12 protein-coding genes and 1 tRNA gene are annotated in these 13,291 nt (G+C 62.0%); 10 read left to right on the forward strand and 3 right to left on the reverse strand.

Annotated elements, in window-relative coordinates; genetic code table 11:
• Positions 1–298 precede the first annotated feature (298 nt).
• The 4 genes from E2K99_RS20080 to rapZ all read left to right on the forward strand — a co-directional run bounded on the left by E2K99_RS20080 (position 299) and on the right by rapZ (position 3,696).
• Positions 299–913 (forward strand): hypothetical protein, encoded by a 615-nt coding sequence (locus E2K99_RS20080; RefSeq protein WP_134223329.1) that lies wholly within the window; start codon positions 299–301, stop codon positions 911–913.
• Between the two features lie 324 nt (positions 914–1,237).
• Positions 1,238–1,711, forward strand: a complete 474-nt coding sequence (locus tag E2K99_RS20085; protein WP_034330862.1) for a PTS sugar transporter subunit IIA — start codon at positions 1,238–1,240, stop codon at positions 1,709–1,711.
• 72 nt (positions 1,712–1,783) lie between these two features.
• Positions 1,784–2,722 (forward strand): HPr(Ser) kinase/phosphatase, encoded by a 939-nt coding sequence (hprK, locus tag E2K99_RS20090; protein WP_034330851.1) that lies wholly within the window; start codon positions 1,784–1,786, stop codon positions 2,720–2,722.
• 107 nt (positions 2,723–2,829) lie between these two features.
• A complete protein-coding gene (gene rapZ, locus E2K99_RS20095) occupies positions 2,830–3,696 on the forward strand; it encodes an RNase adapter RapZ (protein ID WP_039784163.1) in 867 nt (288 codons plus the stop codon).
• Between the two features lie 78 nt (positions 3,697–3,774).
• Here rapZ and mutY read toward each other — a convergent pair whose 3' ends face one another.
• Together mutY and mutM are read right to left on the reverse strand one after the other, a co-directional pair.
• Positions 3,775–4,917: an A/G-specific adenine glycosylase gene (gene mutY / locus E2K99_RS20100; RefSeq protein WP_134223330.1), complete on the reverse strand. Its 1,143-nt coding sequence runs from the start codon at positions 4,915–4,917 to the stop codon at positions 3,775–3,777.
• Positions 4,914–5,735 (reverse strand): bifunctional DNA-formamidopyrimidine glycosylase/DNA-(apurinic or apyrimidinic site) lyase, encoded by an 822-nt coding sequence (mutM, locus tag E2K99_RS20105; RefSeq protein ID WP_134223331.1) that lies wholly within the window; start codon positions 5,733–5,735, stop codon positions 4,914–4,916. Before mutM ends, mutY begins: the two co-directional genes overlap by 4 nt.
• A gap of 223 nt (positions 5,736–5,958) precedes the next feature.
• Between mutM and E2K99_RS20110 the strand changes: the two genes are divergently transcribed.
• The 6 genes from E2K99_RS20110 (at position 5,959) to E2K99_RS20135 (ending at position 11,302) form a co-directional block, all read left to right on the forward strand.
• On the forward strand, positions 5,959–7,761 hold the full coding sequence (locus E2K99_RS20110; RefSeq protein WP_121045829.1) for a tetratricopeptide repeat protein: 1,803 nt from the start codon (positions 5,959–5,961) through the stop codon (positions 7,759–7,761).
• Positions 7,758–8,381, forward strand: a complete 624-nt coding sequence (gene lolB, locus E2K99_RS20115; RefSeq protein ID WP_134223332.1) for a lipoprotein insertase outer membrane protein LolB — start codon at positions 7,758–7,760, stop codon at positions 8,379–8,381. The genes E2K99_RS20110 and lolB overlap by 4 nt, the downstream gene beginning before the upstream one ends.
• A 63-nt stretch (positions 8,382–8,444) precedes the next feature.
• Positions 8,445–9,314, forward strand: coding sequence for a 4-(cytidine 5'-diphospho)-2-C-methyl-D-erythritol kinase (gene ispE / locus E2K99_RS20120; RefSeq protein ID WP_134223333.1), 870 nt, complete (start codon positions 8,445–8,447; stop codon positions 9,312–9,314).
• An 88-nt stretch (positions 9,315–9,402) separates the two neighbouring features.
• Positions 9,403–9,479: transfer RNA gene (locus tag E2K99_RS20125), tRNA-Gln, on the forward strand.
• A gap of 130 nt (positions 9,480–9,609) precedes the next feature.
• Positions 9,610–10,560 (forward strand): ribose-phosphate pyrophosphokinase, encoded by a 951-nt coding sequence (locus E2K99_RS20130; protein ID WP_008332043.1) that lies wholly within the window; start codon positions 9,610–9,612, stop codon positions 10,558–10,560.
• Positions 10,561–10,696: 136 nt separating this feature from the next.
• Entirely contained in the window at positions 10,697–11,302 is a 606-nt protein-coding gene (locus tag E2K99_RS20135; protein WP_134223334.1) for a 50S ribosomal protein L25/general stress protein Ctc, read from the forward strand.
• Positions 11,303–11,395: 93 nt separating this feature from the next.
• Here the strand turns inward: E2K99_RS20135 and E2K99_RS20140 are convergent, their stop codons facing one another.
• Positions 11,396–13,195 (reverse strand): M61 family metallopeptidase, encoded by a 1,800-nt coding sequence (locus tag E2K99_RS20140; RefSeq protein WP_205703709.1) that lies wholly within the window; start codon positions 13,193–13,195, stop codon positions 11,396–11,398.
• Between the last annotated feature and the right edge of the window lie 96 nt (positions 13,196–13,291).

A 13,291-nucleotide genomic window follows, 5' to 3' on the forward strand; every position in this document is an offset into this window, starting at 1 on the left:
AGGCTGTTCTCCGTGGTGCCAACACCACGGAGTGTCAGCAAATTGTTACAAAATCTTGCGACCAGCGGTGTCGTTGTCCCGTGGGGACAGCCATGGCCGCCATGATTTGGTAACATCTTGCGCTTCAGCAAGATCCACCTAGCGGGATATTTTTGCCACGATGGCAGTCCACACAAGCTGTGGATGAGCTGGCCGGCGACTCGCCTTTTGCCTGTTCCGTGGTCACCGAGCCGCCTGCACATCCCCTCGCTTACCCACTTGCCGTCGCGTTTTTTTGCTTTTCCCTTCAATAACAACCATGAAAACCACCACCCAGCTCCGGTGCCAGGCCGAAACCTTCACTTTTGGCGCGATATTGCGCAAAGCCGCCCTCGTCTCTGCCGCCACCTTGGCCCTGGCCCCTGCCGCCCACGCCGAAGACAACCAGTACAGCCTCTGGCAGCAAACCAAGGACCACGCCTCCAGGATCTGGAACCAGGGCGATGACGCCATCTACCTGTCCGGCGTGGCGCACCACGGCCGCAGCACCTACAGCCGCGACAAACTCAATGAACTCAACGAACATGCCTGGGGTGCCGGTTACGGCAAGACCCTGCGCAACGAGCAGGGCAATGATGAATCCCTGTACGGCTTCGTGATCAAGGATTCGCACCGCCATCCGCAGTACATGGCCGGCTATGCCTATGAATGGGTATTCCCGATCGCCAAGACCGGGCTGGAACTGGGCCTGGGCGGCACGGCCATGCTGATGAGCCGCCAGGATTACTTCAACAGCATCCCCTTCCCGGTACCGCTGCCGCTGGCCTCCATCGGTACGCAGAAGGCCAAGATCATGTTCGCCTACGTGCCGCGCCTGTCGGCCAACAAGAACAATGGCGACGTGCTGCTGATCTTCGGCCGCATCGAGATGTAATGCTCTTCAGCCCGCCGGTGCATGCCGGCGGGTCTGCTTTGCGGCATTCGTCCGGGCCGATGTGACCGGGCAACAGATGAGCCGCCCTTTCCTGCCGCGCTTTTTTCCACACATCGTCACACATCATCGCCAACCATCACGGCGTGATATCCCTTGCGGCAACTTGTTGCCAACGATCATCGATCTTTCGTATGAAACTCGTGGCAATTCGGGGTTTTCTGCCCGAAATCCCCTCCTGTTCAGCGCTTTCAAAGCCTTCCGGCATCGGCAAAGAAGCCTATAATCCTGCTCAAAGCTTCAGTCCGTAGCAATTCCTTGAGCGTCATGACTAATCTCGCAAAAATCCTGTCTCCAGAAAACGTGGTTCTGGATCTGGAAGTGTCCAGCAAAAAAAGAGCTTTCGAACAAGCCGGCCTGACCTTCGAAAACAACAGCGGCATCGCGCGCTCCACCGTTTCCGAAAACCTGTTCGCACGAGAGCGTCTGGGTTCGACCGGACTGGGGCATGGCGTGGCCGTGCCGCACGGCCGCATCAAGGGCCTGAAGGCGCCGCTGGCGCTGTTCATGCGCCTGGCCGCACCGATTCCCTTCGAGTCGCCCGATGGTCAACCGGTCAAGCTGCTGGTGTTCCTGCTCATTCCCGACAACGTGACACAGCAGCATCTGGAAATCCTCTCGGAAATCGCCGAGATGTTTTCCGACGATGCCTTCCGCAATGAACTCACCGTCGAGTCCGACCCTGCCGTGGTGCATGCCCGCATCGTGACCTGGCAGACCTCGATGGAAAAAGCCGGCTGAGGCCGGCACAATCAGGCTGCACCAAGCCGGCGGCAATTCCGCACCCTATTCTGTGAGCAGATCCGGATCTCCATGCCCAATTATTCCGCGTTGTCGATTCAGCAGCTGTACGAAGAAAACCGTGAATCCCTGCAACTGGGCTGGTTCGCCGGCTTCCCCGGCGGCGAGCGCCTGATCTCGGGCGATGCCGTCTCGGCCTCCGACCAGGTCGGCCACCTGAACCTGATCCACCCCGGCCGCCTGCAGGTCTTCGGCCATCAGGAAATCGAGTACTACAACCGCCTCTCCAACACTTCGCGCGCCTACCAGACCGCCGAACTGGTGGCCGGTGAGCCGCCCGCCTTCATCATCGCGCAAGGCCTGTCGACCCCGCCCGATATCCTGGCCGTGTGCGATGAAAAGAACATCCCGCTGTTTTCCACGCCGTTGCCGGCCGCGCAGGTGATCGATTATCTGCGCGTGTATCTCTCCAAGAAACTGGCGCAGCAGATCACCATGCACGGCGTGTTCATGGACGTGCTGGGCGTGGGCGTGTTGATCACCGGTGAATCGGGACTGGGCAAGAGCGAACTGGGTCTTGAACTGATCTCGCGCAGCCACGGCCTGGTGGCCGATGATGCGGTGGAGTTCGCGCGCATCGCGCCCAACATGATCGAGGGCCGCTGCCCGCCGTTGTTGGCCAACCTGCTGGAAGTGCGCGGCCTGGGTCTGCTGGACATCAAGGCCATCTTTGGCGAGACCGCCGTGCGCCGCAAGATGCGCCTGAAGCTCATCGTCCACCTGGTCCGCCGCAGCACACTGGAAGAAAACTACGAGCGCCTGCCGCTGGATGCGCAATATGAAGAAGTACTGGGCCTGCCGATCCGCAAGGTGGTCATTCCCGTGGCGGCCGGCCGCAACATCGCGGTGCTGCTCGAAGCCGCCGTGCGCAACACCATCCTGCAACTGCGCGGCATCGATACCCTCAAGGAATTCATCGAGCGCCAGCGGCGCGCCATGAACGGCGAATAAGCCGGACAAGCCGGACGCAATTTTCCCGCTCGTCGGGAAAACTTTCGGTGGCGCGTTGGCCTACCCGTGCCGCCACGCAGGCACGGGTGATGCGTTATGATTCCGCCATGCGAATCGTTCTGATCACCGGCATTTCCGGCTCCGGCAAATCGGTAGCACTTCACGTGCTGGAAGACGCTGGCTATTTCTGCGTCGACAATCTCCCGCCCTCCCTGCTGTGCGACCTGGTGCAGACCCGCATCAAGGAAGGTGCAAGCATGCTGGCCGTGGCCACCGATGCCCGCAGTGCCGATTCACTGGCCACGCTGCGCACCGACATCGAGCAGTTGCGCGCCGATGGCCATGACGTCAAGGTGTTCTTCCTGACCGCCTCCGACGAAACCCTCATCACCCGCTTCTCCGAGACACGCCGCAGCCATCCGCTGTCGCACCGCCTGCTGCCGGGCCGCCCGACCTCATCGGACCGCCTGACCCTGACCGAGTGCATCGCGCTGGAAAAGGACATGCTGGGCGACCTGCAAGACATCGGCCTGGTCATGGACACCTCACAGCTCAGCTCCAACAAGCTGCGCCGCTGGGTCAAGGACCTGGTGGACCTGGAACGCTCGCCGCTGACCCTGCTCATCGAATCCTTCGGCTTCAAGCACGGCCTGCCGCTGGATGCCGACCTGGTGTTCGACGTGCGCATGCTGCCCAATCCGCACTATGACGCCGAACTGCGCCCGCTGACCGGACGCGATGCGCCGGTGATCGAGTTCCTGGTGGCCTATCCGGAAGTGGCCGAGATGTACAACGACATCCGCGGCTTCGTCGAAAAGTGGCTGCCCTCCTTCAAGAACGACAACCGCAGCTATCTCACCGTGGCCATCGGCTGCACCGGTGGCCAGCATCGTTCGGTCTATCTGGCTGAACAACTGGCCAGTCATTTCCGCGCCACTGAACAGGTGGTGTGCAGGCATCGCCAACTGAACTGACAGGTGCGCGCTTCCGAAGTGTCAGGTGCGGGGACTTGAAGTGTCAGGTGTGAGACCCGCAACTGTCAGGTGAACTGTTCAGGCACTGGCCAGCAGATCGTCCGCCCGCAAGACCCCCAGCAAGAGTTTCTTGACCGGTGCCGGCAAGGGCGCATCGGCCAGATTGCGCGCCGGATACCACACCAGCCCGCCTTCGGCGATGCGATGGCTGCGGTTCTTCAGGGCAACCTGGAACGGTGCCACATGCAGCTTGAAGTGCGTGAAGACGTGCGAGAACGGCTGCAGCTTGCGGCAGCCATCGAGCTCGCCATAGGGCGCCACCACGGTGCGCACGGCAATGTCGAAGTGTTCGGCATTGCCGACGCCGATTTCCGGCAGCGACAGCAGGCCGCCCCAGATGCCGCTGTCGGGGCGCTGCTCCAGCAGCACATCCTCGCCCTGGGTGATGACCAGCATCACCGTTTCCTTTTCCGGCACGGCTTTCTTCGGTTTGCTCACCGGCAGTTCGGCCACGCGATCCTCGGCCAGCGCCACGCAGCGTCCGGCCAGCGGACAGCGCGTGCAAGCCGGCTTGCCGCGCACGCACAGCGTCGCGCCCAGGTCCATCAGGCCTTGGGTGTAGGACTCGATATCCTCTTCCGGCAGCAGGGCCACCGCGCGCAGCCACAGCTGGTCTTCGACCGGCTTGGCACCGGGATAGCCATCCACTCCGAACACGCGCGCAAAGACGCGCTTGACGTTGCCGTCGAGGATGGCCGCGCGGCGTCCATAGGAAAAGGCGGCGATGGCGGCTGCAGTTGAACGCCCGATGCCGGGCAGGTCGGCCAGCAGCGCCGGATCGTCCGGGAAGCGGCCACCGTATTCAGCCACCACCCGCTGCGCGCACTTGTGCAGATTGCGCGCGCGCGTGTAGTAGCCCAGGCCGCTCCACAGCGCCATCACGTCCTCCGAGGGGGCGGCGGCCAGCGCGAAGACATCCGGACAGCGCTCCAGGAAGCGCTGGTAATACGGAATCACGGCAGCGACCTGCGTCTGCTGCAGCATGATCTCTGAGAGCCACACGCGATAGGCATCGCGCGTGTTCTGCCAGGGCAGCTTGTGACGGCCATGCTGCTTCTGCCAGGCGATGACCTCCGCCGAAAAGGAGGGATCTTCATACTGCGCGCCCGCGTTCTCGGCGGTGGACGCCTTCTTGCGGCGCGATTCGACAAGTCCCTTCATTTCTGGCAGCTCACGCAGTAGAAGGTGGAGCGCTGGCCCTGCTTGATCTGGCGGATCGGTGCCGCGCAGATGCGGCAGGGCTCGCCGGTACGGTTGTAGACGAAATAATTCTGCTGGAAGTAACCCGACTGACCGTTGACTGCAATGAAGTCGCGCAGCGTGCTGCCGCCCTGCTCGATGGCGGCGGCCAGCGTCTCGCGGATGGCTTCGGCCAGGCGCTCATAGCGCGCCAGACTGATCTTGTACGCCGGGGTCTTGGGATTGATGCGGGCCTTGAACAGGCTTTCCGACGCATAGATGTTGCCGACCCCGACCACGATGTCGCCCGCCAGCAGCACCTGCTTGATGGGCGCGCTGCGGCCGCGCGTCTGGTTGAACAGCTCGCGCGCGCTGAACTTGTCTTCCAGCGGCTCCAGCCCCAGGCTGCGCAGCAGCAGGTGCTCTTCGATGTCGCCGTCGCTGAGGTCATGCCACAGGATGGCACCGAAGCGGCGCGGGTCGGTCATGCGCATGACCTGGCCGCCGACTTCGAGGTCGAAGTGGTCGTGCTTCTGCGGCGCGATGCCCGGCGGCAGGATGCGCAGGTGGCCGGACATGCCCAGGTGCACGATGAGCGTGCCATGGTCGAAATGGATCAGCAGATATTTGCCGCGCCGCCCGGTGCTGCGGATCACGCGCCCGGCCAGCATGGTGTGCAAGCCCTCGGGGAAAGGCCAGCGCAGGCCGGTGTGGCGCAGTACGACGCCGCTGACGGTGCGCCCTTCCAAATGGGGCGCGACCCCGCGGCGGGTGACTTCGACTTCTGGTAATTCAGGCATGGGCTTGCGGATCGCGGTGATCCGGGAGGACGAGCAGGAAGCTGCATATGATAATGCACTTGCTGAAATCAAGACCTGAAGCCGCGTGTGCAACCTCGGGACAGAAGCTTGTCAAAGATGGATTACACTGCGTTATCCGTAGCATCGTCAGTCTCAATGCCGTCAGCAACGCCACGGTTGTTGCGCGTAAAATCGAACCTCTCCGAATCGTCAGGATGACATCTTGAAAAAAACCATCGCCCTCCTCACCAGTTCCCTGCTGCTGACTGCCTGCGCGAGCTTCCAGCAGCCCGGCGACAAGGCGAACGCCCAGGCGGCCACTGACCAGAAGACGGCTTCCTCCAAGCCGGCCAACCGCAAGAAAGCCCCCAAGGCCAAGGTCCAGCAGCAGGAAGACGCGCTGCCGGCCATGGAGCTGAGCGAGGACATCCTTTACAAAGTGCTGACAGCCGAGATCGCCTTCCAGCGCGGCCAATGGCAATCGGCCTACGTGACCATGCTGGCCGCCGCCCAGCAGACGCGTGACCCGCGCTTGGCCAAGCGCGCCGCCGAGATGGCCGTGGCCGCGCGCCAGGCCGGCGAAGCGCTGGTGGCGGTGCGCCTCTGGACCGAACTGGCACCGCATTCGGATGAAGCCCTGCAGAATTATCTGGGCCTGATCATGCTCTCGGACAGCGTCGACGAAATCGAACCGCTGCTCACCCAGCGCCTGGCCGATGCCGCCCCGCAGGCGCGCGGACCGATGCTGCTGCAGATCCAGCGTCTGCTGGCGCGGGCCAAGGACAAGCAGGCCAGCTATACCATCCTGCAAAACATCAGCAAGCCTTATGGCGACCTGATGGAGACCCATCTGGCCCTGGCCCAGGGTGCCTTCGGCATGGGCGATGGCGCCACCGCCCAGCGCGAAGCCGCCGCTGCGATGAAGATCAAGCCCGATTCGGAACTGGCCGTGCTCACCGCCGCCCAGGTTGCCTCCAACAACAAGGATGCGACCAAGCTGGTGACCGATTTCCTGCGCAAGTATCCGGATGCGCGTGAAGTACGCGTGGCCTATGCCCGCAGCCTGGTCGAGCAGAAGGACTTCAAGCTGGCCCGCACCCAGTTCGAGACCCTGTTGAAGGAAGACGGCGAAGACGCCACCACCCTCTTCGCGCTGGGCGTGCTCTCGGCCCAGACCGACCAGTTGAAGGATGCCGAATACTATCTGCAGCGCTACCTGCAGGTGCTCTCGGCCCAGCCCGAGGAAGACCGCGATCCCAGCCAGGCCCTGCTGCTGCTCTCGCGCATCGCCGAGGAGCGCCGCGACCTGGATTCGGCCCTGCGCTATCTCGATCAGGCTGAGCCCGGCACCGAAGGCTATCTGAACATCCAGGTCCGGCGCGCCCAATTGCTGGCCCGCAAGAACGACATCGAAGGCGCGCGCAAGGCGCTGGAAGATGCGCAAGCCGAATCGACCAACGATGGCGAGCAGTTGCAATTGCTGCTGGCCGAATCGAGCCTGCTGCGCGATGCCAACCGCAACCAGGAAGCGGCCGACGTGCTCAAGGGCGGGTTGCAGCGCTTCCCCAACAATACCGACCTGCTCTACGACTATTCGATGGTCCTGGAAAAACTGGGCAAGTTCGACGAGATGGAAAAGTCGCTGCGCCGCGTGATGCAGCTGGCGCCGGGCAACCAGCACGCGTACAACGCGCTGGGCTATTCGCTGGCCGATCGCAACATCCGCCTGCCGGAAGCGCTGGAACTGATCCAGAAGGCGGCCGACCTGGCCCCGGAAGATCCTTTCATTGCCGACAGCCTGGGCTGGGTGCTGTTCCGCATGGGCCGCGCCGAACAGGCCGAAACCCAGATGCGCCGCGCCTATGGCCTGCGCCCTGATGTGGAGATCGGCGTGCATCTGGGCGAAGTCCTGTGGACCAATGGCAAGCAGGACGAAGCCCGCAAGGTCTGGCGCGAAGTCAGCCTCAAGGAACCCAACAATGAAGTCCTGAAAAGCACGCTGTCGCGTCTCAATGTGAAGTTATGAGCAAAACACGCGCTTTTCCGGGGGCTGCTGCCCTCTGCCTGGCCGCTCTGCTCGGCGGTTGCGCCACGGTGTCGCAGGATGCCGTAGCGCCGGACACCACCGCGCCGGCTTACCAGTCCAGCATCGAGATCGATGGCCGCATCTCGGTGCAGTACGAGCAGGATGACCGTCCGCAATCGCTGCATGGCAGCTTCTTCTGGAAGCAGACTGCGCAGGAGCTGAACCTGGAGATGTTCTCGCCCTTGGGCCAGACGGTGGCCACCATCAACGTCAAGCCCGGCATCGCCACGCTGGTGCAGTCAGGCCGCGCACCGCAGGTGGCGGCCGATGTGGATGCCCTGGCCGCGCAATCGCTGGGCTGGCCGCTGCCGGTCTCGGGCATGCGCCAGTGGCTGCAGGGCAGCGGCATCGATGCCAGCGGCAAGCCCTTCGTGGCCAAGGCTGGCGAGAACGATGCCAGCTTCACCACCCGCGATGGCTGGCGCGTGACCTATGCCAACTGGGAGAGCGATGCCGCCAGCGGCCAGACGCGCCCCAAGCGCATCGATCTCACCCGCAGCACGACGCAGGCCGGCAAGGTGGCGATCCGCATCGCCATCGATGGCTGGAAGAAGCCTTGATGGAATGCCTGATGGCAGAACCTGCACCGCGTTTGATCCACAACTGAAGAATTCGTACTGCGCATGACCACCACCCTCACCGCCTGCCCGGCGCCGGCCAAGCTGAACCTGTTCCTGCACGTGACCGGCCGCCGCCCGGATGGCTATCACCTGCTGCAATCAGCCTTCCAGTTGATCGACCGCTGCGACACGCTCGATTTCAGCCTGCGCGAGGACGGGCAGATCCGCCGTACCAATGAGGTCCCCGGCGTGCCCGAGGCATCGGACCTGGTGATCCGCGCCGCGCACCTGCTGCGCGAGGCCAGCGGCCGGCCGCAACCGGGTGCCGACATCACGGTGCACAAGGTGCTGCCGATGGGCGGCGGGGTCGGTGGCGGTTCCTCCGATGCAGCAACGACATTATTGGTCTTGAATCATTTATGGAAATGCGGATACAATCGCGCCTCTCTGATGGAGATGGGCCTGAAGCTGGGTGCTGATGTTCCCTTCTTCCTGTTCGGCCGCAATGCATTCGCAGAAGGTGTGGGTGAAGAATTGTCGGCACTGCGTACCGCGGATTGCTGGTATGTGGTGATCGAACCGGGCGTATCTGTTCCAACTTCAATAATTTTTTCATCAAAGTTGTTGACAAGGGATACGAAACCAATCAGAATAACGGACTTTCCTGATGCGACGAAACAAGTTGCTTCCAGCTTCGGGAAAAACGATCTGGAAATGGTGGCAACCGCACATTTCCCCGAAGTGGCAGCAGCAGTCGAGTGGCTGGGCAAATTCGGGAGTGCGAGGATGACCGGATCTGGCGCTTGTGTGTTTAGTGCATTCGAACACGAACATCAGGCAGACGAAGTGCTCAAGCAATTGCCTTCGCGCTGGATCGGCTGGAAAGCCAAAGCGATGCAGGAACATCCTCTCGCCCATTTAGTGCAGTCGTAAGAGAGAGTTAAAACAACTCGAGAATTGGTTTGACGAAGACGCAGCGCCTGATGATGAGCGCGCCGGCACGGCAAACAGCAAGTTGCGTAGGGGAATCGCCAAGCTGGTTAAGGCACCGGATTTTGATTCCGGCATTCCAAGGTTCGAATCCTTGTTCCCCTGCCATTTAATTCGGACAGGCCTTGTTTGATCAGGCCCGGGTCCAGTCAGAAAAATAAGCCGTCAATGTGAGACCGAACAAGTCAAGCATTGTCGGCTTTTCGACTTTTTAACGATTGCATTCAGGGATACCCACATGGCACTTGAGAACCTGATGGTTTTTACGGGCAACGCCAACCCCGAACTGGCGCGCGGCGTCGCTGAGAAACTCGGTATCCCGCTGGGCAAGGCCAACGTTTCCAAGTTCTCCGACGGCGAAGTGATGGTCGAGATCAATGAAAACGTTCGCGGCAAGGACGTCTTCGTGCTGCAGTCCACCTGCGCACCGACCAATGACAACCTGATGGAAATCATGATCATGGTCGATGCCCTGAAGCGCGCATCGGCTGGTCGCATCACCGCCGCCATCCCCTACTTCGGCTATGCCCGCCAGGACCGCCGCCCGCGTTCGGCGCGTGTGGCCATCTCGGCCAAGGTCGTGGCCAACATGCTGCAGGAAGCCGGCGTCGAGCGCGTCCTGATCATGGATCTGCACGCAGACCAGATCCAGGGCTTCTTCGATATCCCGGTGGACAACATCTACGCCTCGCCTATCCTGCTGGGCGACCTGGTCAACAAGAACTACGACGACCTGCTGGTCGTGTCGCCCGACGTCGGCGGCGTGGTGCGCGCACGTGCGCTGGCCAAGCGCCTGAACTGCGACCTGGCCATCATCGACAAGCGCCGTCCGAAGGCCAACGTCTCCGAAGTGATGAACATCATCGGTGAAGTCGAAGGCCGCAACTGCGTCATCATGGATGACATGGTCGATACCGCCGGCACCCTGACCAAGGCCGCTGAAGTGTTGAAGGAACGTGGCGCCAAGAAGGTCGTGGCTTACTGTACGCACCCGGTGCTGTCGGGTCCGGCCATCGATCGCATCGCCAATTCGCCGCTGGATGAACTGGTCGTCACCGACACCATTCCGCTGTCGCCCGCTGCACGCGGCTGCCCGAAGGTACGTCAGCTGACCTGCGCCGACCTGCTGGCCGAGACCTTCAAGCGCATCACCAAGGGTGACTCGGTGATGTCGCTGTTTGCTGAATAAGATTTTGCATTCGCCTCGCTGCGTTTTTTGCAGCGAGGTTTTTTCGTATTCCCTGGTCGCGGGGAATATTTATCTCACGGGGCAACCGTCCATGGAATGATTCCACGACGAGCCCCGCCAACATTGGAGTTATCACATGAAAGTCATCGCCTTTCCGCGTAATGAACAGGGCACCGGAGCGAGCCGCCGCCTGCGTCGCGCGGGTCAAACCCCGGGTATCGTCTACGGTGGCACCGCTGCCCCGCTGAACATCGCTGTTGACCACAACGCGCTGTACCATGCCCTGAAGAAGGAAACCTTCCACTCGTCCATCCTGGACCTGGAAATCGACGGCAAGGTCGAGCAAGTGCTGCTGCGTGACTTCCAAGTCCACGCGTTCAAGCAACTGGTCCTGCACGTTGACTTCCAACGCGTGGATGCTTCCCAGAAGCTGCACACCAAGGTGCCCCTGCACTTCGTGAACGCCGAGATCTCGCCGGCCGTCAAGCTGAACGCCGGCATCATCAGCCACGTGGCTGCTGAACTGGACGTGACCTGCCTGCCGAAGAACCTGCCTGAGTTCATCGAAGTCGACCTGGCCAAGCTGGACGTCGGTCAATCGATCCACCTGGCTGACCTGAAGCTGCCCAACGGCGTGACCGCCGTGACCCAGGAAAACCTGACCATCGCCACCGCCACCGTGCCGGCTGGTCAAGTGGCCACTGAAGGTGAAGCTGCTGGCGGCGCTGAAGAAGCCAAGTAATTCGCTTTTTCCGCTGCAAGAAAAAACCCGCCAATTTGCGTTGGCGGGTTTTTTTTCGTCTGGCGTGATGGCGACGGGCATCGTCGCATCAAATCAGCGGCCCTTCAGGGTGAGCCATGCCTGGCGCTGACGCAGCACTGACACCGGCTTGGCCAGCGGCTTGAGCGTGACCTGCGGTGCGGTATCGGACTTGAGCCTGAGATTGAACTCCATGAGCTCATCACGGCGGAAGGCGTGGATGCGCACGGTGTCATTGAAACGATAGCGCGCCAGCAGACCATCGGGGCCCGCAGCCGGTACGCGCAGGCCATCGATGGCGACCAGTTTGTCGCCGGCCGACAGACCCGCCTGCATCGCCGGACCGCCCTCATAGACGGCGGCGAGCTTGGCGTCGCCGCCTTCCTTGCCGATGCGCGCACCGAGCCATGGCTTGGCGTCGACCGGTACGCTGGCCTCATAGGCCACACCGAAGGCGGGCAGCAGATCGTCCAGCGGCACGTCCTCGGTGCCACGGATGTAGCGGTCATGGAAGCGCTTGAGGTCAGCGCCGCTCAACTCTTCCATGATGGCCAGGATCTCGTCTTCCGGCACGCCCTGCTGCTTGCCGTCGTAGAAGTCGCGGCCATAGCGTGTCCACAGCCCGCGCATCACGTCATCCAGCGAACGGCGGCCACGGGTCTGGATGCGGATGGTCAGGTCCAGCCCCAGCGCCACCAGCGAGCCCTTGGTGTAGTAGCTGACAATGGCATTGCTGGCGTTTTCATCCTGACGGTAATACTTCACCCAGGCATCGAAGCTGGACTCGGCCACGCTCTGCTTCTTGCGGCCGGTGCCGCGCAGGACGCCCGTGACCGTCTTGCCGACCAGCTTGAGGTAATTGTCCAGATCGATGACCCCGGTACGGACCAGGAACAGGTCATCGTAATAACTGGTAAAGCCCTCGAAGAGCCACAGCAGCGAGGTGTAATTTTCCTGACGCAAATCGTAGGGCGCGAATACCGCCGGCTTGATGCGTTTGACGTTCCAGGTGTGGAAATACTCATGGCTGCACAAGCCCAGGTAAGTGCGGTAGCCATCGGTCTGTTCCGGCTTGCCCTTGACCGGCAGGTCGGCCCGCGAGCAGATCAGCGCAGTCGATGCACGGTGTTCCAGTCCGCCATAGCCGTCACCCACGGCCAGCGTCATGAAGACATAGCGATCCATGGGCGCACGCTTGCTGCGCGGCTCGAAGAAGGCGATCTGCGCCTCGCAGATCTTCTTCAAGTCATCGCACAGGCGTGCCAGGTCGAGATTGGGCACGCGGCCCGTGATGACTACATCGTGTGGCACGCCATGCGCCTGGAAAGTGGCCAGGGCAAAGTCGCCGATCTCTACCGGATGATCAATCAGCGCATCGTAGTTCGGTGCAACGTAAGTCCCGAAACCATAGCGCTTGGCCTTGAGTTCCGGCATGGCCGTGGCCACGCGCCAGCGCTTGAAGTCATCCCCTTCCGGACGGACGATGTCCACCACGTGCTCGCCCTCCTCGAAACCATGCGCGGCCAGGAAGACGCTGGTGCCATTGAAGAAGCCATGCGTGCGGTCCAGGTGGGCCGTGCGCACCGACAGGTCCCAGGCATACACCTGATAGTGCAGCGTGAGCGCACCCTTGCAGGGGGCGGCTTGCCAGGTGTGCTTGTCCAGTTTCTTCACCACGACCTTGCGGCCATTGGATTCGCCACGCAGCTGCACGATGTTCTTGCCGAATTCGCGGATCATGTAGCTGCCCGGGATCCAGGCCGGCAGCGAGAAGACCTGGCCGTCAGCGGCCGGGCTATCCACGGTGACGCTGACGTCGTAGAGATGGGAGGCAGGATCGAGGGAAGTGATGCGGTAGCGGATCGGGGTTGCCATTGCGATGTGCGTAGGGATGGTGCCGGCAGGCGGCGATGGGCCATTTTACACGCGCGGCCAAAGGGCATGGGGCTTGGGGCGCAGGCATGGCACGAA

Source organism: Herbaspirillum huttiense, assembly GCF_004367745.1.
Taxonomy (GTDB): domain Bacteria; phylum Pseudomonadota; class Gammaproteobacteria; order Burkholderiales; family Burkholderiaceae_D; genus Herbaspirillum; species Herbaspirillum huttiense.